This window comes from bacterium (assembly GCA_016708315.1).
GTDB lineage: Bacteria > Zixibacteria > MSB-5A5 > CAIYYT01 > CAIYYT01 > JADJGC01.
The window spans coordinates 51,792-72,956 of the sequence record JADJGC010000007.1 but is presented as its reverse complement, the minus strand read 5'-3'; the positions used below and the strand labels follow the sequence as shown (position 1 = coordinate 72,956).

Genomic DNA, 21,165 nt, shown 5'->3' with positions numbered 1-21,165 from the left:
CAGGAAAGCGACCTCGTTGTGAGTTGCGGGTTAGATAGGTTTGGCTAAGAAGTGGATGCGATGTTTCAAATGGGTATGAAAGGCGGCTTTCGATAAGCCGAAATGTTTCAACAATGAACAACCGGACCCGGGGAGTTTTGGCTTTACTCTTTCGTTCCCGTGGCGTAGATTCGGGCTGATGGCCATCTACTTTGTATCCGACTTTCATCTGGGAGAGCGCGATCGCGACCGTGATCAGCGCAAACTCGAGTTGTTCGATAAGTTTCTGTCGAATATCTCAAGCGATCTTAGCCACCTGATAATTCTTGGTGATCTCTATGACTTCTGGTTTGAATATCGCTATCTGATCCCAAAGCACAACCTTTCGATTCTGTTCAGACTTCGCGATCTGGTGAAGAGTGGAGTTAGAGTCACCTATATTTGCGGGAATCACGATTTCTGGATTGGCGATTTTATGCAGAGTGAGCTGGGATTTGAGGTAGAAATGGATCAGTTGGTACTCGACACTCCGCGCGGGAAGGTCCTGGCGCTGCATGGTGACGGGATAGCGCCCTCGGACTATAAGTATCGGTTGCTGAAACGAGTCTTGCGCAACCGGGCCGGAATCGCACTTTACCGTCAACTTCCGACAACCATCGCTTACAAACTGGCGCTGGCGGTTTCGGGAGGATCAAGGCACTATGGCGAACAGAAGCCGAGCGACAAATTCGTATCGGAGTATCACGATTTCGCGCGTCAGAAGTTTTCAGAAGGATACCATGCCATCATCTGCGGACATATCCACTGGCCGGAGCTTGTTGACATAGGTGGAAATTTCTACATCAATTGCGGAGACTGGCTGAACTACTTCAGCTATGTCCGGTTGGATAACGGCAAATTCGAGCTGTCGGCGATGATTTAGTTGCCGTGCGGCGACTCGAGTCCTCGCTTGGCGATCTTGCCCGTCGTCAAGGTTTGGGCGATGGTTGGCACCGAAGCGAGATAGTTGGAATTACCGATCTGATTGATCTCGGTGGTGAGCTCAAATTCATCCTTGGCGAGTGGTGACAGAGGCGCTTGGGTGGCGAAGTTACCAACAAATCCTCCGGCTTCGACGATTCGCTGAACATATTTTCGGCGAAGAGCTTCGACGAAGACGACTTTGCTGCGCGGCACGACGGATAGTTCAACCCCTGACTTGACATCGCCATCTTTAAGCGCGGCGGCAATCAAGCGAAAGTCCTCCAAAGTTCCCCCCAAAACTGGTCCAATGCGGATGCGTTTTAGGCGACGCTCTTGGAATTCGGTGAGGTCGGCGACAAACTCGTCTCGTCCAAGGGAGCGAATCAAAGAACGAGTGCGAGCAATGGCGACAGTCAGATCATCCAAGTAGTAGACCTGTTTGTCAGAAAACGGCACTGGCCAGCGAGTCGCGCCAAATTGGGTGACATAGTTCAAGAAAGGTCTGGTCCGGTTCGAGGATGACGTGTCTCTGCGTGAGGAGGCGCGTATAGGCAAGCAGCGCCATCCTCTCTTCGAGAGTTAGTCGCTCGCCTCCGCACAACTCGATACAAAATGCCTGCGAAAGTGCACCGCGAAGCGACTCCCAAATACAGCAAGCTGAATCGAATGGGGTTTGTTTGCCCTGCTGAATACCAGTTAGAACCACTCGTATCGTCGGGACAATCGAGATTGGCATTGGACGATCTTTGTAAGCGTCGAGCTTGCCGGTCGGCACGATCTCGACCAGTGAAGAAGTAACTGCCAAAACAGCGGCCTCAGATGAATCCGCGAGAATCAGACGACCGGGCTGGAAGTAGCCGTCCGCGAACATCTCGTCGATCGTATGAAAGGTTTGGACTTTACCCTCGGAGTGGACTTGAATGCCAGTCGAGTTCATTTGAACAAAGAGATCGGGAATGATCTCAACAGATTCATTAATCCTGGCGAACCGGTTGCTGAGATGATATGAGACGATTTTCTGAAGGTAAGTCTGTGCCGGTGTCTCTCGCCCAGCGCCGCGATTGAGGCGCTGTTCATCGAAGAACTTGAATTCGAGCTGTTCGAGTTTGAGAATCGTTGGGCGCTCGAGGAGTTTGTATTTCTTGCGCCAGCGGTAGAAAGCCTGTTTGGTGATTTGCAGTTCGACACCGGCTTTCTCGTCATCACCGTAGCGCTCCCAGAGTTCTTTGATCTCCATAAAGGAGTACTTCGGGAATATTGACTTGCCGACGCCCTTTTTGCGACGCCAATAAGCCACCAGCTGCTCGGATACTCCGCCGAGGGCTTGGCCGATTTTCTTGTCTGTGCGGTAGAGCTTTTGGAGTTGCAGCAACTCCAGCTTGGTCGGAATTCGGCGACTGCTCACTTGTTCTGGAAATACTTTTGAAGTGACTTATAGACACTCTCAAGCGACAGCGAGATTACGCGGACATCTCCAGTAGTCGCCATGAAATTGGAATCGCCGGCCCAGCGAGGAACGATGTGAAGATGCAAGTGCCCAGCAATACCGGCACCGGCGGAACGACCGAGATTCATCCCCAAGTTGAACCCTCGCGGCGAGAATTCCTTTTTAAGGGATGTTACCATAAACTGAGCCAACTCCATCATTTCATTGAGGATAGCAGGATTGAGTTTTTCAAGGTGACCGACATGGGAATTCGGAACGATCATGAGGTGGCCGGAAGTGTATGGATAACGGTTAAACACGATGAAGCAGTTTTTTGCGCGGTGGAGGATGAGGTTCTGGCGGTCTTTCTTTTCGCGGACCATTCTGCAAAAGACACATCCCTTTTCTTTAGGTCCGCGGATGAAATCTCCACGCCACGGGGCGAACATGTGCTTGGTCATGGCAGTGGAATTATAAGCAAGACCAAATGGACAAGCAAACGGAATATAAGAATGCCAGCCGCCATTCGGTGGATGGCAGGAGTCTTGAAGAAAGAGGAGATTAGGAAGGGCTCTGTGGTTTGCGAGAACCTGGGAGAATACGTGCAGGGTTTCCCATTGCAAAGCTCCAAGCCGGGATATCGTTGACGACCACACTGCCGATTCCGACGATTGAGTGCTCGCCGATAGCAGCACCGATGATTGCACCCTCGCCAATCCAGACCTCATCTCCGATTTCAATTCTCCGAACGGCTCCGCCAGAATGAAGATCGCCCATTTTAGCGGTGCTGCCATGTTCATGAAGTCCCGAAACGATGGAGACCCTGCTTGCGACACGAACCCGCTTGCCGAGATCGACGAGACCGATAATACAGTATTCACCGACGCCGGCCTTGAATTGGACTCTAGCTTTTCTGGTGGCGAAAAAGCTGCCAAAGCTGACAATAGCTGTAGGATGGCAATAGTCGAGGGTCATGACATAGAAGGCGGCACGAGCGTACTTGCCCGCAAAGCCAGGGATCAACGACATCGTATGCGCTCCCAGAAGGTACAAACTCTCAGTTCGACCGACGCGTTTTTCGATGAAAGAGAGCGCCGCCCAAGGAAGCGCGAGGATGCCCCAAAAGGCGATGATTGTGTATCGCACCAGTTCCTTGAATCCTGAAAGCAAAACTGTGTTTCTCCCGTCGCCTAATAGATGTCCATGTAGATACGATTAACGTCGCGAATTCCGTTCGGCACGATGCCGGGCTTCAACTCGCTCATATAGAGATTCAAACGACGCGGCAAGGCTCTGAAGCGCAGTTTGCGAAATGGCTCGATATTGGTGTAGCCGATATCCGGCAGAATCGCCATACGGAAGCCAGTTCCCAGCAAGTGAGTCAGACAGTCGCCCATAAATTCAATCTGCTCGGACTCATTGAGATCACCGAAGTGGACATTCTCGAAGTAAAGGTTGAGCGAAGCCTCCTTGTCGAGGACTTCGAGCAATAGCAGGTTCGCGAAAGCGCGAGTCTTGCCCGCCGATTCGTAAACGAATGAGCTAGTGTGCGGTCGATCAATGAAAAGGAATTCGACATCGAGCGGACTGATGATCCTGCGCAGATCGCAACCTCTGCCGATCTCGGCAGCTAATACACTGACAGAAGCGAGATCGTTTCTGACCATCTGGCGGGTGTGCGCCGAGGGCTGGGTTGAAAGAACCGGTTGCAAAAGATCTCTACGCGCGCCGATGTAACCGAGATTCTTGACGAGTTGCAGTTTGCGATCACGCTTGGCGAAGATTCGTTCCAGCGAGATGTTGGAGACGGCGCCATCTTCGCATATCACAATGTACAGATCGTAGTCGCGCTCCATCGATTTCTGCAATAGCGCGACTTGTTGCGGACCGTTAAGACCCTTGCCATGGTATTCTGTAGCGACAGTCATGAAGCTGCAAAAGACCGCGCGGTAGGACTTCCCAAAATACTCGACGTCGAATGGCATGAATGCGACATACGAGGCGAGATTCCCCTTTTCATCGATCTGCCCTACCGTGAGTGTCGGGTCGCCAGTGGGACGCATAATGTGGAGTTCAAGAAGACCAGGGTCGTATTTCCAACACGGATGCTCCCAGGTCCTGACAATCAGGTCGGAAACGACATTGAGGTCCGGATTAAAAACAAATCGGAATCCCGGCGCAGGCGATACTGGAGTTTCCAAGTGACTCATTTCCCAAGAAAGAGCTGTTCGGCAGCTTGCAGGCGCGATCGGGTCTCGTCGACACCGAGTTGCAGAAGGACTGCATGCACGAAGCGTTCAAGTCCGAAAGCGATGCAGCCGGTATGGACGCGTGAGCCGTCGGCGGTCTGAATTCCGAATCGGTCGCCGAAGAAGTCCTCATGGTAATTGAAAGAACCGACTGCAATTGTGTCATTATCGCGAACCGGCATTCGTAGTTCGTACTTGAGCTGGTTGGCGAGTTGGAAAAAGCGCTTAGACTGGAAGTCTGACGTGAAAAATGGATCGACAGCCGTCTCGATGAAGGCGGTGAGATCAAACATTTCCACCATTTTCCAGATCATATCAAGGCCGCGTTCGCGCTCCTTAAGGACGCGGTCTCGTTCTCCAACGAGAACAATCTCACGCATGCTGAATTCCCAAAGACGCTCGACGTTAGCCATGTTCTTAGATTCGTAGCGGAAGCACCTGTTCACAGCAGTGAATACTTTTAGGCCGTTGTCATCTGGGGTGAAATGAGTCGACGAAAGGAGCCCGTAGGTGTGATAACATACTGCTGGCGAAAGGCAATACTCTGGTGTCTCGAATTCGTCGATTGAATCGAGGTTGAGTTCCTTTAGACCGGCATGCCGCTCTGAGAACCGGGCGATGCCATCGTAGTCTTCCTTGAGGTGAATCGCAAATGTCAGCGAGTGGGGAAAAGAACTGAGATATCCAGCCTTACGCAGCCAGTCGGTTGGGATCAGGACGTTATACTCCTGTGGCACGGCACCGAAGTGCTCGACACCGAGCCGCTGAAAAAGGCGGTCGATTCGGGCTAAAATCTCAAGGAATTCTTCGCCCCTAGCCATTGTTCCAAGTCCTTGTCGATAGAGACCCGTGTAGTCAGCTCCCGACGCAGCAAACAAGGAGGAACGAGTGGTTTCTCGTTGACGAATAATTTCCGGTTTGATTTGAAGGCGCCCGGATTTCATTTTGGCAACGAGCTTGCGGGCCTTGATTTCTACGTCCTCAAGATTAGCGTTGTCCTGCAGCTCTATATGAAGGATGCCTCCAGCTTCGATAAATCGACAACTAGTGATCAATTGATCGCAATAGCAGGCTCTCTTGGCAATCTCGATACCGACGTCTGTCGGGATGGCACCTTCAATGGCGATTTCGAGCGTTTTCATATAGTTTCTCCCGTTTGGGCGGCAACTAACTTGACGAGTTCCGTTAAAGTCCGAGCCTTAACAAATTCCGTATCATCGATTGTGATAGCGAACTTCTCTTCTAACGCGAGTAGGATGGCAATTGAATTGACTGATTCGACGCCGACTTCAGCATAGAGATCGCTGGACTCGGGGATTTCGCCGGTCACCCTTCCGCTTTCACGTACAACATCAGCTACTTGTTCAAGAATCTTACTCATTTCGACCACTACAATTTGTCCTCTGTCGGGGTATGATGGGAATGGAAATTCGTGGCAAATTACACCCAGAGTCGGTGCTTGTCAAGGCTGATTGTCTCAAGCAGGGCGTCACCGAATCCAAGGATTCGGAATCTGTTAAGCGAACTAAACCAAATCACCCGCCCCGAGTTACGGGGCGGGTGACAATCATCAAGAATGCCGTTCCGGCCGATTAGACGGCGACGGTTGATGGCCGCTGAGCGGTGGTCGTCAGCTCGTGGACGTGATCGCCGAAATCGCGATAATGCTGGTCAGCCGTCAAGAATACAACTTGGAAGTCCTCGGAGATTGCGCGAAGCGCACGTTCGGCTTCGGACCGTCTTACCTTGTCGAGATTGACGAACGGGTCTTCCATAACCAACGGCGGTTTTCGGTCATTTACCAGAACTTTGACCATTGCCAAACGCAGCGATATATGCAGCGAATCGGCGGCACTGACTGACAGCGAACTTTCGCTATTGTGCCAGTTGATTCCGTCGGAAGAGATTTCACAGGCGAGGCTGTGCCGGTCAAGGCGAACTTTGGACCAACTACCAGCAGTGAGCGCGCTGAGATAGGAGGATGACTCCTCTTCCAATAGCTCAATTGAACTCTTGAGCACTTTGCGCCGCGCTTCTTCAAGGTAGCGGGCAACGATCTTGAGTTGTTCTGATTCATTGCGCAATAACTCAGCCTTGCGCTTGCCTTCTTCGATACGTTCCTGCAGGGGCGCCATGATATCAGTACCTGACTCAAGGAACTCGAGCTTGTGGTTGAGCATTTTCGCTTCTTCGCGCAGCCGTGTCAGTTTCCGATCCAACTCGGCGACCTCGCGCTGGAGCCCTTCCAAGTCAACGGCAGAAACGGCGTAAGAGCGATATTGCTCAAATATCTTGCCCTGCTCGTTCATCTTGTCGGTGATTTTTGCGAGGTCGATTTCAAGATCCTTGAGGTTGTTTTCGCCGAGAATTGCTTCGTAACGAACGACCATATTCTTAACATCGCGGTCAAGATCGCGGTACTGCTCGTAACTTTCGGCCATTTCATCAACGTCTTTGACCTTGAAACGGCGCAGAAGAGCATCAAGAGTCTCAACGTTTTTGTGCAAGGTCTCGCGTTCATCTTCGAGCCGGGTTTTGACTTCGGAATATTTGGCTTGAGCTGCGCTGAACGCGCGCTGCCCGGAGAACCACAGTCCAGCGGCGGCAATGGCCACGACAAATGCTGCACCGGCGGATGCTAAGAATAGCGGGTCTTTTGCATTGAGATACACGACTACACCAGCCGCGACGGCTGCCAAGGCGCCACCGACAATGTAGCGATACCACCCTTTCGGTGTTGCCTGATCGATAGATTCGCGCTCGCGTTCGAGGCGTTGCTCAAAGTCCTGGACTTTTCCTTCGTAGATGGTCCGTTGAGTCGCCAGGCTTTCGCAGGTCTTTAGGTCTGCACGTTCGATTCGGGTGAGCGACTTAAGAGTGTCTTTCTTGGTCGTGATCATGTTCTTGATTTCCTGCGCCTCGCGAGTACGGCGGGTTAAATCGAGATACAGCTCACGTTCTTTTTCAAGATTCTGTGACGCTTCAAACGCCAGTTTACTTTTCTTGAATCGCTCGTGCTGCTCGTCGAAACGCAGTTGCGAATCCTGAAGTTCGACATTGTTGGTGTGGACCCGTTTGCGAGTCTCGAGCAATTCTGCGGTTTTTGATTTGGCGGTCTGTAATTCTGCTTCCAATCCGGCGATACGTTTTTGAATTTGTACTATTTCCCCGCCCTGAGAATCACCGCCCTCGAGTTCGTGAACGCGCGCGCCAAGTTTTTCCAGCAGGCGCGAGGCGAGAACTTCATCTTTGTTGCTATTGAACAGGCGTTCCAGTTTGTCTTTGACAAGATTGGCGTGGCGAGTGACGCGTGCAAGATCGCCTTGTCGCAAGAACGCCGTTGCTTCGAAGAAATCGCGCTCGGTGAATCCGAGAGCCTTGTATATCTGCTCTTGAACTTCCTTGTGCGAGTTCCAACGAGTGCCGGTTTCCACTTCTTCGAGCATGGACAATTCCGTGGAGACATCCTTGGTAAGTCGGTAGTGTCGATTGTCGGAGACGTATTCGAAGTGCAGCAGGAAAGGATGTTCTGATTTCCAATTCGAAAAGCGGCTGATCGTGGGAGCGAGGCGTGCAGGATCTTCAAACAAGACGGCACAAATGGCTTCGGCAATAGTCGTTTTGCCAGATTCATTGCCTCCAACTACGATATTGATTCCGTCTGCAAACTCAAAGGTCTGGTCTTCGAAGCGACCAAAGCGCTTGATTTCGAGTCGCAATATTTTCATTAGATCACATCCTTGCCCGATAGAAGCGCGCGTCCGGTGGACATGGCTTCAATGTATTTGGACTTCAACTCGCCCGGGGCTTTGTTGATACTATCCGAGAGTAATGCTGTGTATTCGCCGATCAGGCTGCCGCCGCTGTCGTTATTGGGGCCGAATCCGGCGACGGATAGATTGCGTTGATCGCAAATCTGCAAATGACAGAAATGATTGGCTTGAGATCGCTCCAATCCGGAGAGATCGAGGAATCCTTCGCCACTGCCGGAACCGGAAATCTCAACTCTCAGCAATGTGTGGTCACCGGCGAGTTTCTGCAGTTCGCGTTCGATTTCGATATTGTAAAGAAATTTGGTGGTGTCGATAACGAGTCTCTTCCAGTTGAGTTCGCCAATCGGATTAGGTTCGGCGTTTAAGTGTCCGACTTCAACATCCAGCATCAAACAGAGTCCGCTTTCGGTGGAGTCAAAATTTAGCACTTCGGCTGCCCCGCTGGAGTAGACCTTGGTAGCCCACTGCTTGAAATCCGGATTGCCGCCGATTCCGACGACGTCGAAACTGTCTTTAAGGACTACCTGTTGCATCATCGGGCTGAGCAGTCCTACCTGAGCGACCTCGAATGCTTCACGGTTAGCGACAATGAGAAGATGAGCACCTTCGAAATTGGCTCGCTGCGGAACTCGCCAGCCGCTTTGAGGGGCATCCGGTCCGTAGTCAGGGACACCATAGACGGTGATGTTTGAATCTGCAAAATTGATCGTGCATTCGTGGTCGGCACCAAGCACACAGATGTTGTCGGGCCGGTTTTCCACTGGCAAGTGATGGTAAATCGAGTTGTCATCGAGGCAGTCAAGACTTCCAGGCACGATTACGAACGGGATACGCCCAAGACGTTCGGCTTGTCGATAGACAAAGTCTACCAGATTTCGCGATACGAGATTTGTGGCAAACAGATTGCCGCTTACAACCAACAGGTCAACGCTCGACTCTAATGCTTGAGAGACGCATTTTTCAAGAGCGTCCTTCAACGCCTTGCGAACGAGATCGCCGGATTTTCCGAGTCCGGGAAACTGACGACCGAGTTGAAAATCGGACGCGAGAAGGATTTTAGCCATATAAGTCAGCCTCCGCCTGATCGCCCGATACTGCGCAACTGCCATTCTCGCAGAGTGGAAGGGCGAACCTGTTAAGTTATTGTTCGTTCGGCACTTGCAGAACGACAAGCACTCGGCACCGGGAATGAACAATTCCGGGCACACGAACGCCTTGTCTTTTTAAGTTATCGGAAGAATTGGACGCTGAATTGAGCGGTATTAGAGAATCAAGTCGTTCACTTTGCGCGAGATTAACACCGGCGGAATGGCTCCCTCATTTAAGAGTAGATCATGGAACCGTTTCGTCGAGTATTCACTTCCCATCCGCTGCTGCAATGAGGTGCGAATCTCTTTTAGCTGTTCTTTCCCGAGCAGATATGTCATTGGGACAGTTGGAGTAAGCGTGTATCGACTGACTTCCTTTTCGATGTATTCGATTGAAGAGCCGAGCTTCTCAACCATCCAGTCAATAGCTTGCTGATAGGTGAATTGCCCGGTCTGAAGCCTGGCATCGACAATGATTCGAGCGGCGCGGAAACGAATGCCACCGGCAATTGCCAGTTGCTGGCGGACGTCTTTGCCGTAAAATCCGGCATTATAGACGGCTTCTTCGCAGTAAAGAGCCCAGCCCTCGACAAAAAGGTCGTTGCGTTGAATACGGCGGATAAGCGAGGTATTGCGGTTGGCTAGCTGGAGCTGCATATGATGGCCTGGATAGGCCTCGTGCACGGTCGATGAGCGGAAACCACGTCGATAGCAATAACGGAAAAGCGCGGAGCGATTAGCGTCATCCAGCGAATCAGGGAGCGGACGCACATAGAATCTGCCGGTTTGGACCTGCTCGAATGCACCCGGCGGCTGGTAGGCAATGCCGCCAATTATATTTGCAAGAAACTGCGGAGTTTCTACTGGAATGCAGTCGCCGATATCTGCCGGGATCGTGGCGAAGTCGTTTTCGACCACCCAGTTTCTCACCTGCTCAATCTCCCATTGAAAGTAGTCGAGCACATCGTCGCGCGTAAAAGTGCTGGGAATGAAAGTATTCCGCTCCTCCACCGGAGGAAGGCTGTCGACAATCGAGGCCAGAGAGTCATAAGTAGTATTGGCTTGGGCGAACATCGTCTCGCCGAACCTCAACAGCGAATCGACATTGAAGTCGAGGAAGTACTGCGTCGTCAAGAGACGATTGTAGACCTCTCTGCCGATGGCAAACGATTGGCCCTCGCGCTCAACATAGTCGTTGAGGAAATCGGAGTAGTCCTGAAATGCTCCAGCGGCAGCAGCGAACTTGACATCTATTTCACTCTGTCGCTCCGGCACCTGCGCACTGTAGAAGGTTGAGACATCGTTTAAGAAAGTTGTGGCGTTGTCAGATTCATCCTTTGCCAATACGCTCCAGACCTGGGGTGGATTCTTGATTTGCTTCTCACCGGCAATCAAGAAATCGGGCAGTTTGGATAGTCGTTCGAGAATCAGGGTCAATTGTTCTGTCACGCTGAGAGATTGCGACAACATAATCAAGTAGATGCCGTTGATTGCGGTCGAGCTGTAGAGCTTCGGATTATCACGGTAGAGGATTGTACTGGTCAGGTAGATCACCTGAGTATCAATGTTTGAATCCAACAACATGAAGTCGATTTTGGCGTCAGTGCTCAATTCCGCGAGTTTAATCTTCTTGAGATTCGCTTTGACTTGACGGAGTTTGTTGACCATACGGTTGATGGCACCGGTTGAGAAATCGGGATAGCGTCCGTCATAGCGGTGTTCACCCATTTCTGTTGCATGGACAGGATCAAACTCATATTGGATTATCAGATAATCTTCAGCGATTTTCTGAAGTTGTTCTTCGGCGGTCAGCTTGGGAGCGGCGTTGGTAGTAGGAACAAGGACGAGTAATATCAGCAAGCCGCAGAGTGTCAAAATTCGAGTCATTCGTTTCTCCATAATCGTTATGTGATCAGGAATCTATCATATTCGATTCTACAGTCAACTTCAATACTGAGACCGGAAACTCAAGATTATTCCTCAGTTGGAGGCTGGAAATCGGGGTCGCGTAGCAAAGTGGCGACGGCTTCGATATGTGCCGTTTGCGGAAACATGTCTACCGGAGTGACGCGCTGCGTGACATAGCCAGCTTCGGCGAATAGTTCGAGATCGCGAGCCAATGTAGCTGGATTACAAGAGACTGCGACGATCTTGTCAGCTTTGAGTCGGACAATTCGCTGGATAGCTTTTTGCTCCATCCCAGCCCTCGGCGGGTCCGTGATGATCGTGTCGAAGTGTCGTTCAGACTGGGATAGCTCGACAAGGAGTTTGCGGACGTCTCCGGCTATGAATTCGGCATTATCGATTTTGTTCAAGGCGGCATTTTGCTTCGCCATTTCGATGGCTTCGGCGTTGAGTTCGATTCCCAGCACGCCACCTACCTGACGAGCGAGATAGAGAGCAATGGTGCCGCAACCACAAAAGAGGTCCAATAGTTGTTGATTAGGTTTTGGAGCTACATGATCAAGAATGACGTTATACAGGGCTTTAGTTTGGCGGCTATTAGTTTGGAAGAAGGAAAATGGAGTGATACGAAACTCGAGGTCGCCGATTGTTTCGGTAAGGTGATCTTTGCCATGAATCGGTATCAACTCATCGCCGATGGCGACATTTGCCTTTTTGCCATTGACTGTGTGAAAGAATGAAGTCAGACCAGGCACGCTCCTGACAATTCTTGCAAACAACTCGTCACGGCCGGCAAATTCGCGGTTGAATGTCACCAGATTGAGCATGAAATCGCCGGTGAGTTTTCCCTCGCGTACAACCAGAAAGCGCAATTCGCCTTCGCCGGTGCGCTCATTCATAAAGGGGATCTGCAGATCGATGGCGGCGCTGCGCACAACTTCCAATGCCTGCACGGATTGTTCGGATTGAAGGTAGCATTCTTTCAGGTCGAAGACCTTGTCGAAGCGCCCGCGAACGTGCATACCGACAGCGGGATCGTCATCATGATGTCCAAAGGTGTATTCCATCTTGTTGCGATAGTAGAAAGTCTCGCCGGCCACGACCGGAGGCTCGATCGGGATGTTGGACAGCTTGCCGATTCGCGCGATAGCTTCTTTGATGAATCGTGTTTTAAACTCGATCTGGTCGGAGTATTCAAGATTCTGCCAAGTGCATCCGCCACAGCGGGTGAAATTGGAGCAGCGAGGTTCAATCCGGCGAGGAGACGGCCGAAGCAATTCCTTGAAGCGGGCAAAGGCATAGCGACGTTTGGTCATAGTGATCTGGCAGGAAATTCGTTCCCCGGGAAGTCCCTGATCGGACATAATGACCATGCCGTTATGGTGACCAATAGATTTGCCGGTGAGGGCAAGGTCTTCGATTTCGACTTCGATGGTGTCGAATTTTCTTAGCTTCTCAATCATGAGGGGCAACATAGTGAAATTGGAGCGTTCGGCAACCGAGAAAACGGATGTCGGTCGATAAAGGAATGTGTATAATTGGCGTTGTAGAATATTGTGAACAGCATCAGCGCTACACACTAAAGAGGATTGAAACTACGATGAGTCTATGTAGAGTAATCGCGATTGGGATAATTGCCACCGGTTTCGCGGTCGCAGCAAATCTGGTTGGAGCAAATCCGGCCGTTATTAAGCCATCGCTCACGGGCAAGGTAAGTCAGAAGCCGCAACCAATCGGCGGCGAGATTAGATTCAGCGCTACTCCTGAATTGACCAAGCCATGCACGCTTCGTGTCGAACTGGTGAACCATCTCCAAAGCAATGAAACTATGGTGTTCCGCGTCACGAAGGGTGACATATATACGATGCCAATCTTCCCGGACACGGTCGTCTGGGAAGCGCCGATTGATTCCGGCGCAGTGAAGTCGTTTAGCTTCGTGTTCACGCCAACGCTGGTCGGCAGTCACAAGATTGCATTTGAGAAGAAAAACGAGAGATCCTGGTCAGCGATCGGAACGATATTTTTTGCGATCAGTGAGGACGGAAAGACTATTTGCGCAGGACCAACTGAAACATGCCGCACCACATTGGTACCGCCACACAGCCGGCAAAATGAAGTTCCAATCGTGGTGGAGTTCCCTATCAATCAATGGGAGGCGAAGAGACTTCAAGACCGTCATTTCAGCTCAACGTTCAAGATTACGCCTGGAGCCGGATTCAAGGACACGGTATTCGTTGATTTTGATCTGGAGTGTCATGTTTCGCTCTATACACAAGTGCAATTTGTAGTGGAGCACTCAACGAATATTGCTGTTTCAAAGTTGCCAGAATCGTGGGGTGACAAAGCGGGTCCGGCGAAAGACTATCGGCATTTGAGTGGGAGGTTTGCTTTTGTGCCATTGAAGGCAGGCTTGTCGCAGTTGACATTTCAAGTTCTGGGCAAGCACCCATTGGCAATGGGAGGCGGGAGGATCAATACCGATTTTGCGATGTATGTCGTAATCGGCGAAGCTGGGGGGGTACTGTTCGCAGGAGATTTCGATCCGTATACGCGTTACAAGGATGCGGCAGACCCGATGATTGGTTCACTCAAATCAATTCTCAGCGTTGCCAAAGGTGATTTCCGGACTCGGTTGGCTATTTCGCAGCCGGACTTCCGGGGACTGGAAGTGGACGCGCGCGACGGAGTAGATTCCGCTGCCGCTGACACAGCAAAGAAAACTGAATAGCCTTTACAGGAACGACGATTATTAGTTTGATCGGGACGGCGGAATTGGTTTGCCGTGCGGGTCAAGTCTGGGATCGTCCAAGTGAACCGCCAACGCAGCAGCAAGTTCCGGTGTCATGATATGTTCGATATCGTCGGCGTCACGATGGAGATGGTCCTCCGGCAATTCGAATTCCCTGCTCAAGAAAAGTTCCCACAGACGATGATTACGGAGAATGCGTTCGCCTTCCGCAATTCCAGCCGGCGTTAGAGTGAGAGTTGAACTGGTCAATGTTGCCTCTTTGCGTTGCTGGAGACGTTTAGATCCGCGCAAGAGAGCGCCTGCAGGCATTTTCAGCGTCGCTTGAAGCGTCGCAAGCGGGATTGGAGATTCTGAGTAGTCGGCGACTTTGACAGCTTCTTTCAAAATGTTCTCGAGAAGAATCTTGCGGCGGAGACGAGCAGCTCGCAAAGCGCGGGCAATCAGACCATAGCGCGGCGACACGAGCAAGGACACTACAAAAAAGATGAATGCCGTGCAGACGATGGCGCCTGCCGGCGAACAGTTAAGCCAGACAGAGATGTATAGACCACTAACGGCTGAGACAATTGACAAGGCACCTGCAATGACGAGCATGCGGGGCAGGCGATCCGACCAGAAGAGCGCTGTCGCGCCGGGCGCGATCAGCATGGCGACTACCAGCACAGAGCCTACGGCTTCGAAGGAAGTCACCAGGACAAGCGACAAGAATCCCATGAAGATGTAGTGTGTCCAGGCTGAGGATATCCCCAGCGCATTTGAGAGCTGAGCATCAAACGCGGTGATGAGCAGCTGTTTGTAGAATAAAATTATTCCGACGATTATCATCCCGGCCACTGTCAGCATTACCCAAATTGAGGTTTCGGGCACGCCAAGCAAGTCGCCGTAGAGCACGCAGTCGGGGTCGAGATCGACATGGGAAGCGAATGCCGTGAGGAGAACGACGCCTATAGCGAAGAGCGTCGAATAGACAATACCCATAGCGGCATCTTCTTTTACCCGGCTTTTGAGATGGATGCCGTTGATCAAGAGTGTTGTGATGAATCCAACAACGCTGGCGCCGATTAACAGTGGCAACGAAGCGCGCGAGTTGGAGATCAGAAACGCGATGACGATTCCAGGGAGGACGGTATGTGCGAGCGCATCGCCCATCAGTGACAGGCGCCGAAGGACAAGGAAGCATCCAAGGAGGCCGAGAGCCAAGCTTACGAGGCATGCGATCAGGAGGCCTTTGATCATCCAAGCATAGGTCAAGGGTTCGATGAACATCTGGTGCAAACTCATGCCGGGCTCCGATGCGGATCGACTCCGCCAAGTGTGCGTTTTCCGAGAGTAGCCTCAAGATGTGCTACAATATCCGGAGTCAGGACATGCTCGATACGTTCGGCGTCATAGTGAATGTGGTCGGTGCCGATGTCGGTGAATTCAGAAAGATATATTTCCCACAGCAAGTGATTGCGCAGGACGCGCTCACCGATTTCCGCACCGGAGACTGTCAACCGAAACTGACTCGGGGAATCAAAGAACAGGAAGCGGTTCGAATGCAGTCGTTTCAGCAACGGCAGTAGTTTCTTGAGATCGCGGTTATCGAACTTGATGAAATCGGAGACACTGATCCAATTGTCCCCTGCCTTGTCTGCCTGACCAAACTCGACCGCGGCTTTGAGAAGATTCTCCTGTTCCATGCGCTGGCGACGGCGGATACGGCGGATCGTTCGCGGAATGATGCCGTCATTAGGAGCGAAGAGAATAACCAAGCCGAACAGGGCTGAAGCCGCAAGAACGACCACCGGACCGGTCGGTATTCCGGGGAGGACATAAGACAGGAAGGCACCGATGACGCCGGAAGCCAAACCGAACATTCCGGCAAGGATGATCATCATGTGTAGTCGCTTGACCAACAAGTACGCCGCCGCGCCGGGAATAATCAAGAGCGCCGAGACAAGCACGACACCGACAGCTTGCACCGAAACGACGATGGCGAGGGTAATGAAGACCATCATAGCATAGTGGAGCGTCTTGACGTTGAGTCCGATTGCGGTCGCGAAGGTTGGGTCGAAGGACATTGCTTTGAGTTGACGGAAGAAAAGCGTGATGAGCGCAATTGATACAAGCAAGAGGCCGGCGGCAATTTGGACGTCATCGGATGAGAGCGCGGCGGCCTGCCCGAAGAGGAACTTGTCGAGGCCTGATTGGCTGCCGGTGCTTGAGCTCTGGATATAGCTCATCAACACAATTCCGAATCCGAAGAAAGCGGTGAATGTAAGTCCGATGGCGGCGTCCGGTTTCACCCGGCGTTGCCGTTGAACAAAGCTCAGCACAAGACTGTAGAGCACACCGGCAATGACTGCGCCGAAAAACAGTGGAATAATCGATTTGGAACCGACAACGAGGAATGCCAGGGCAATGCCGGGTAACAGTGCATGTCCGAGCGCATCGCCGACCAATGCCATACGGCGCAGGATTAGAAAGCAGCCCAGTACTCCGCCGAGGATTCCGAGGAGCGTACAGCCAAGCAAGGTGTTTACTACGGTGGGCGAGCTGAGGCTGAAGAACTCGGTAATTTGCTCGATCAACGAAGTTTGCTGTATCTCGGAAATCCGCGCAGCAAAAAGCAGGTGCGGAATCAAGATAACTGTTGCTGTGAGAAGACTATTTCTTAGGTAGCGCGCCATGGAGTTTTGTCGCTTCTGCGGCTTCAGTTAGAATTGTAAGTTTACCGCCGTAAGTTTTTTGCAGCAATTCGGGCGTGAATACTTCGGCAGTTGGACCAAACGCGACTTTGCGCATGTTGATCAACAGCAGATAGTCGAAATAGTCTTTTGCCGCCTGCAAATCGTGATTGACCACAACGACGGTATTTCCCTTGGAACGCAATGCTCGCAAGAGGTCGATGATAACCCGCTCGGTTGCGGCATCGACGCCGACGAACGGTTCGTCCATCAGGTAGATGCGGGCATCCTGCGCAAGAGCGCGAGCAAGAAACACGCGCTGTTGTTGGCCACCAGAGAGATTTCCGATCTGACGGTCGGCATAGCCTGCCATTCCGATTTGATCAAGTGCCTCTTCGACCTTTGCCTTGTCTGCCTTGCTTGGACGCCCGAATAGCGATAGTTCACCGTAGCGCCCCATCATGACAACATCACGAACCGTAACCGGAAAATCCCAATCGACTGATTCGCGCTGTGGAACGTAAGCGATATCTTTTCGGCGACGCTGGAGTTCTTCACCGTAAATCTTCACGTATCCCGAAGCCAATGGCAGCATACCCATCACGCCTTTGATAAGGGTGGACTTCCCTGCTCCGTTGGGGCCGATGATTCCGACGAGTGCGCCCTCGGGAATATCGAGGTCGATTCCCCACAACACAGGGCGCTTGTGATACGAAATCGTCAAGTCGTGGATTTCAATCGGAGGAACGGTCATTACTTCCCTCCCAAGGCCGCCACAATGGTTCGCACATTTGAGGAGATCATGCCGATGTAGGTATCGGCTCCACTTCCGACCGGGCCGGTTGAATCGCCGTAAAGGGTACCGCCGACTTTGACGCCGGATTGGCGGGAGATTTCCTCGATCAATTTGGGATTTACGGAAGTCTCAACGAAGATCGCCGGGATGCTATGCTGTTTGATGAATTTCACAATGCCGGCAACGTCTTGACTGCTGGCTTGGGTCTCGGTGGAGATACCCTGTACGCCGATAACGGTCAGGCCGTATTCTTTGCCGAAGTAGTTGAAGGCGTCGTGGGAGGTGACGAGATAGCGACGCGATTCGGGAATCTTTGCCATTTCGATCTTCGCCCAATTATGCAACGAGTCAAGTTCCCTCTTGTAGGAAACTGCGCGAGCAAGAAAAAGGTCTTTGGATTCTGGGGCGAGATCGGAAAGTGCTTTCACTACGTTGTCGACAGCAAGTTTCCAAGAAGGAATGCTGAACCAGATGTGGGGATCGGGATGGCCGGCTTGTGCCGGGTCATCGACTGCAGGCATTCCGTCGCTGACGGTGATGATCGGTCTCTGGCCGCCGGCGTTTTCCACGAGTTTGTCCATCCAGCCTTCGAGTTTGAGGCCGTTGCGGAAGACAATTTGCGATTCGGCAATAGCCATGGCATCACCGGGAACAGGTTTATACGTATGTGGGTCGGCGCCAGCAGCCAAGAGGCCGCGGACTTCAACCTTGTCACCGCCGATTTGCTTTACTAAATCGTAGATCATAGTCGTGGTGGCCACAGCGCGCGGTATCCCAGCGGCCAATCCAAATTGTGCCATTGTTAGTACTAAGATTCCAATCAATGCAAAACGCATTTCTATACTCCTTAGATTTGTTCAACCAATACTTGTTGCGCGGCCTTGAGGCCGACGAATTGAATTTTACCCGAGACACGCACTTTGAGCGATCCGCCAAACTTCTCTTTCTCCAGAACGGTGATGCGGCGATTGGGAAGTATGCGCCGTTCTTCGAAGTAGCCGAGTAACTCGGAGTCTTGCCCCATAACTTGCGCGACGACGGCATCGCATCGAGTCTCGATATCGGAAAGCTTGAGGACTTTGCGAGGAATGATGTTTCCGTCGGCATCAGGAATGGGAGCGCCATGCGGATCAAAGCGCGGATGCCCGAGCCATTCGTCGATGCGCGATTCGAGCCGTTCTGAGAGTGCGTGTTCGAGGACTTCTGCTTCCTGATGAATCTCATCCCAGCTCATACGCAGACATTTCTGCAGAAACAGCTCAACCAATCGGTGGCGGCGAAGAATTTTGACGGCGCGGCTGCGGCCGGCTTCGGTCAGCCGAACGCCATGATACGGGCTGTGTTTCACCAAGCGAGATTGCGCGAGTTTCTTGAGCATACCCGTTACAGATGGCGCGGAGATGCCCAATGATTCGGCAATAGCGTTGGTAGTGGCGAATTCTTCAGTTTCACCGGTCAACCGATAGATACCTTTGAGGTAATCTTCGGTTGAGATTGAGCTGCGAGTCGAGTTTTTTGTCATACCTACTAATTTATTTAGTTATGCCTAAATATCGTTTCGTATATTATACGACAAAGTTGAGCAATTAATTCAATTATTTTTGACAGGGAGAGGCAGATGCACCGAAAAGCACTCATAATGGTAGTAGCGATAGGATTATTTGCAATAGGGGCGAATCCAGCAAGCGCCGAATTCAAGCGAGACTTAAGCACAGATCGACCAGACAAAACGGAGAGCCCATATACGGTCGAAAAGGGGCGATTTCAGTTTGAGCTTCAACCGTTCAGCATGGCGTTTCGGAATAGTGAGCTTGCCGGAGGGACTAAGGAGTTTCTTCGAACCGGAGATTTTGGCGGACTGGCAAAGTACGGAGTGTCCGACAATGTGGATGTTCAACTCCTGCTGATGTATACCGGCGAAAGTCGATGGTTTGAGTACAATCGTTCAGCAGGTGGTGAGTGGTTCGAGGACGATTCATCGGTTGGTCAAAGTAAGTACCCGGCGGTAGAATTTGGTGACCCACAAATACGCGTCAAGATCAACTTGAAGGGGAATGACGACGGAGGCTCTGCGTTCGCATTGATGCCATATGTTACGATTCCGATCGGGGCCGACGAGGCGACATCGGACAACTGGGAAGGTGGACTGATTGTGCCAGCGGGCTTTGCAATCAATGAGAGGATGGGTGCAGGCGTAATGGTCGAGTTTGACTATGTATCAGATGAAGGCGGTGACGGACACCATCTGGAGCTTGTTACCTCGGCAACGACCGCAGTGGATGTGAGCCGGATTTTCGGATGGTATGTCGAGTTGTTTCAAAGCGTAGATTTGGCCGGAAATCAACCGTGGGTGCCGACGTTTGATACCGGATTGACATTCGCAATCGGTGAAAACGTGCAGCTTGATTTGGGAGTGAATTTAGGGTTAAACAGATACGCGGATGACTTCACGCCGTTCCTGGGGTTCTCGTTTAGACTGTAAAAGCGGGCGATCGACTACCAACCGAAGATGTTGATTCTCCAGATGTCGTTCTTGGTTACGAAGATGATCAATATGATTAGAAAAACGAAGCCGACCTGTTGGGCGATGGCTCTCCCCTTCATGGAGACGGGGCTGCCTTTGATCTTTTCAATCAAGAGGAAAAGGAGCTGGCCACCATCGAGTACGGGAATTGGCACCAAGTTAACGACGCAGAGATTGACACTAAGAATCGAAGCCAAGAACAACAGAGGCAACAGTCCCTGTTTGGCGGCTTCCCCAGCGGCTTGAGCGATGAAAAGCGGTCCGCCAATTAGTTTGGAAGAGACCGAACCGGAGATGACGTCTTTCAGGAATTGGAAGATCTGTAATACGTAGAAATTCGCCATATCAAAGCCGCCCTTGAGCGAGGCGAAAAATCCCATGCTTTCGTATTCGATTTGGCGCGAAACTCCGATTTTGCCGATAGTCTCGACCTCGCCCTGCATGTTCATCACTGTGTCGGGGCGCGTGGTAGTGAAAGCGTACATGGTGTCAGCGCCGCGCAGCCAAGTGAGTTTGATTTCCTGTGCAGGCTTGACGGTGACCAGACCGTACATTTCCTCAAAGGTCGATATCGGTGAATCATCAACGGCGATGATCTGATCTCCAGCCTGAAGTCCTGCCGCGGCAGCGGGATCGCCTTCGACGACGGTACCAATCACCGATGCTTGATTGGGCTTCGGCTGGCCATTGACCAAATAGATTCCGAACAGCAAGAATACTGCGAGGATGTAATTCATAGCAGGGCCGGCGAAAATCACCGCGGCGCGCTGCCATGCCGGCTTTGACATGAACTCATACGGACGACCGTGGATGTCGGCCTCGTCGGGACGTTCACCGGACATCTTAACGTATCCGCCCAACGGTATCCACGAGATACAATACTCGGTATCGCCTTTGCGGAAACCGATCATTTTAGGCGGAAAGCCCAGTGAGAAAGTTTCGACGCGAATACCGCACCACTTGGCTACGGCAAAGTGACCAAGTTCGTGAACGAATATGAGGAGTCCGAGGACGAAGATGAATGAGAGTATTTCTAATATCACG

Annotated in this window: 20 protein-coding genes; 3 read left to right on the top strand and 17 right to left on the bottom strand. The window is 51.7% G+C overall.

Annotated elements, in window-relative coordinates:
* Positions 1-178: 178 nt before the first annotated feature.
* Complete coding sequence (locus IPH59_08255) at positions 179-901, top strand: UDP-2,3-diacylglucosamine diphosphatase (protein ID MBK7091699.1); 723 nt, start codon at positions 179-181, stop codon at positions 899-901.
* Here the strand turns inward: IPH59_08255 and IPH59_08250 are convergent.
* The 11 genes from IPH59_08250 to rlmD form a co-directional block, all read right to left on the bottom strand.
* Entirely contained in the window at positions 898-1,398 is a 501-nt protein-coding gene (locus IPH59_08250; GenBank protein MBK7091698.1) for a hypothetical protein, read from the bottom strand. The genes IPH59_08255 and IPH59_08250 overlap by 4 nt on opposite strands.
* Entirely contained in the window at positions 1,385-2,347 is a 963-nt protein-coding gene (locus tag IPH59_08245; GenBank protein MBK7091697.1) for a hypothetical protein, read from the bottom strand. The genes IPH59_08250 and IPH59_08245 overlap by 14 nt, the downstream gene beginning before the upstream one ends.
* Entirely contained in the window at positions 2,344-2,829 is a 486-nt protein-coding gene (locus tag IPH59_08240; GenBank protein ID MBK7091696.1) for an HIT domain-containing protein, read from the bottom strand. Before IPH59_08240 ends, IPH59_08245 begins: the two co-directional genes overlap by 4 nt.
* Positions 2,830-2,929: 100 nt before the next feature.
* Positions 2,930-3,538: an acyltransferase gene (locus IPH59_08235; protein ID MBK7091695.1), complete on the bottom strand. Its 609-nt coding sequence runs from the start codon at positions 3,536-3,538 to the stop codon at positions 2,930-2,932.
* Positions 3,539-3,558: 20 nt separating this feature from the next.
* The gene (locus IPH59_08230) at positions 3,559-4,569 is read right to left on the bottom strand and encodes a hypothetical protein (GenBank protein ID MBK7091694.1); all 1,011 of its coding nucleotides are present in this window, start codon (positions 4,567-4,569) and stop codon (positions 3,559-3,561) included.
* Between the two features lie 5 nt (positions 4,570-4,574).
* Complete coding sequence (locus IPH59_08225; GenBank protein ID MBK7091693.1) at positions 4,575-5,759, bottom strand: hypothetical protein; 1,185 nt, start codon at positions 5,757-5,759, stop codon at positions 4,575-4,577.
* Positions 5,756-5,998, bottom strand: a complete 243-nt coding sequence (locus tag IPH59_08220) for an acyl carrier protein (GenBank protein MBK7091692.1) — start codon at positions 5,996-5,998, stop codon at positions 5,756-5,758. Before IPH59_08220 ends, IPH59_08225 begins: the two co-directional genes overlap by 4 nt.
* A gap of 211 nt (positions 5,999-6,209) precedes the next feature.
* The gene (locus tag IPH59_08215) at positions 6,210-8,345 is read right to left on the bottom strand and encodes an AAA family ATPase (GenBank protein ID MBK7091691.1); all 2,136 of its coding nucleotides are present in this window, start codon (positions 8,343-8,345) and stop codon (positions 6,210-6,212) included.
* Positions 8,345-9,454 (bottom strand): hypothetical protein, encoded by a 1,110-nt coding sequence (locus IPH59_08210; GenBank protein ID MBK7091690.1) that lies wholly within the window; start codon positions 9,452-9,454, stop codon positions 8,345-8,347. The genes IPH59_08215 and IPH59_08210 overlap by 1 nt, the downstream gene beginning before the upstream one ends.
* A 198-nt stretch (positions 9,455-9,652) precedes the next feature.
* Positions 9,653-11,365, bottom strand: coding sequence for a DUF885 domain-containing protein (locus tag IPH59_08205; GenBank protein MBK7091689.1), 1,713 nt, complete (start codon positions 11,363-11,365; stop codon positions 9,653-9,655).
* Between the two features lie 86 nt (positions 11,366-11,451).
* Positions 11,452-12,846: a 23S rRNA (uracil(1939)-C(5))-methyltransferase RlmD gene (gene rlmD, locus IPH59_08200; protein ID MBK7091688.1), complete on the bottom strand. Its 1,395-nt coding sequence runs from the start codon at positions 12,844-12,846 to the stop codon at positions 11,452-11,454.
* A 137-nt stretch (positions 12,847-12,983) separates the two neighbouring features.
* Between rlmD and IPH59_08195 the strand changes: the two genes are divergently transcribed.
* The gene (locus tag IPH59_08195; protein MBK7091687.1) at positions 12,984-14,111 is read left to right on the top strand and encodes a hypothetical protein; all 1,128 of its coding nucleotides are present in this window, start codon (positions 12,984-12,986) and stop codon (positions 14,109-14,111) included.
* Between the two features lie 21 nt (positions 14,112-14,132).
* On the opposite strand, the gene IPH59_08190 is transcribed toward IPH59_08195, so the two are convergent.
* Genes IPH59_08190 through IPH59_08170 form a run of 5 tightly spaced genes read right to left on the bottom strand, consistent with a single transcriptional unit; the run spans position 14,133 to position 19,119 of the window.
* Complete coding sequence (locus IPH59_08190) at positions 14,133-15,413, bottom strand: metal ABC transporter permease (GenBank protein MBK7091686.1); 1,281 nt, start codon at positions 15,411-15,413, stop codon at positions 14,133-14,135.
* Entirely contained in the window at positions 15,410-16,804 is a 1,395-nt protein-coding gene (locus IPH59_08185; protein ID MBK7091685.1) for a metal ABC transporter permease, read from the bottom strand. Before IPH59_08185 ends, IPH59_08190 begins: the two co-directional genes overlap by 4 nt.
* Entirely contained in the window at positions 16,782-17,555 is a 774-nt protein-coding gene (locus tag IPH59_08180; GenBank protein ID MBK7091684.1) for a metal ABC transporter ATP-binding protein, read from the bottom strand. The genes IPH59_08185 and IPH59_08180 overlap by 23 nt, the downstream gene beginning before the upstream one ends.
* Complete coding sequence (locus IPH59_08175; GenBank protein ID MBK7091683.1) at positions 17,555-18,433, bottom strand: zinc ABC transporter substrate-binding protein; 879 nt, start codon at positions 18,431-18,433, stop codon at positions 17,555-17,557. The genes IPH59_08180 and IPH59_08175 overlap by 1 nt, the downstream gene beginning before the upstream one ends.
* An 11-nt stretch (positions 18,434-18,444) precedes the next feature.
* Positions 18,445-19,119 (bottom strand): metal-dependent transcriptional regulator, encoded by a 675-nt coding sequence (locus IPH59_08170; GenBank protein ID MBK7091682.1) that lies wholly within the window; start codon positions 19,117-19,119, stop codon positions 18,445-18,447.
* Positions 19,120-19,215: 96 nt separating this feature from the next.
* Here IPH59_08170 and IPH59_08165 point away from each other — a divergent pair, with 96 nt between their 5' ends.
* A complete protein-coding gene (locus tag IPH59_08165; GenBank protein MBK7091681.1) occupies positions 19,216-20,079 on the top strand; it encodes a transporter in 864 nt (287 codons plus the stop codon).
* Positions 20,080-20,093: 14 nt separating this feature from the next.
* On the opposite strand, the gene rseP is transcribed toward IPH59_08165, so the two are convergent.
* A complete protein-coding gene (rseP, locus tag IPH59_08160) occupies positions 20,094-21,164 on the bottom strand; it encodes an RIP metalloprotease RseP (protein MBK7091680.1) in 1,071 nt (356 codons plus the stop codon).
* Between the last annotated feature and the right edge of the window lies 1 nt (position 21,165).

Bases quoted from the DNA above. Each gene is read 5' to 3' on its own strand.
- IPH59_08255 (MBK7091699.1), top strand. From the start codon at position 179: ATGGCCATCTACTTTGTATCCGACTTTCATCTGGGAGAGCGCGATCGC.
- IPH59_08240 (MBK7091696.1), bottom strand. From the start codon at position 2,829: ATGACCAAGCACATGTTCGCCCCGTGGCGTGGAGATTTCATCCGCGGA.
- IPH59_08225 (MBK7091693.1), bottom strand. From the start codon at position 5,759: ATGAAAACGCTCGAAATCGCCATTGAAGGTGCCATCCCGACAGACGTC.
- IPH59_08220 (MBK7091692.1), bottom strand. From the start codon at position 5,998: ATGAGTAAGATTCTTGAACAAGTAGCTGATGTTGTACGTGAAAGCGGA.
- IPH59_08215 (MBK7091691.1), bottom strand. From the start codon at position 8,345: ATGAAAATATTGCGACTCGAAATCAAGCGCTTTGGTCGCTTCGAAGAC.
- IPH59_08210 (MBK7091690.1), bottom strand. From the start codon at position 9,454: ATGGCTAAAATCCTTCTCGCGTCCGATTTTCAACTCGGTCGTCAGTTT.
- IPH59_08205 (MBK7091689.1), bottom strand. From the start codon at position 11,365: ATGACTCGAATTTTGACACTCTGCGGCTTGCTGATATTACTCGTCCTT.
- rlmD (MBK7091688.1), bottom strand. From the start codon at position 12,846: ATGATTGAGAAGCTAAGAAAATTCGACACCATCGAAGTCGAAATCGAA.
- IPH59_08195 (MBK7091687.1), top strand. From the start codon at position 12,984: ATGAGTCTATGTAGAGTAATCGCGATTGGGATAATTGCCACCGGTTTC.
- IPH59_08190 (MBK7091686.1), bottom strand. From the start codon at position 15,413: ATGAGTTTGCACCAGATGTTCATCGAACCCTTGACCTATGCTTGGATG.
- IPH59_08185 (MBK7091685.1), bottom strand. From the start codon at position 16,804: ATGGCGCGCTACCTAAGAAATAGTCTTCTCACAGCAACAGTTATCTTG.
- IPH59_08180 (MBK7091684.1), bottom strand. From the start codon at position 17,555: ATGACCGTTCCTCCGATTGAAATCCACGACTTGACGATTTCGTATCAC.
- IPH59_08175 (MBK7091683.1), bottom strand. From the start codon at position 18,433: ATGCGTTTTGCATTGATTGGAATCTTAGTACTAACAATGGCACAATTT.
- IPH59_08170 (MBK7091682.1), bottom strand. From the start codon at position 19,119: ATGACAAAAAACTCGACTCGCAGCTCAATCTCAACCGAAGATTACCTC.
- IPH59_08165 (MBK7091681.1), top strand. From the start codon at position 19,216: ATGCACCGAAAAGCACTCATAATGGTAGTAGCGATAGGATTATTTGCA.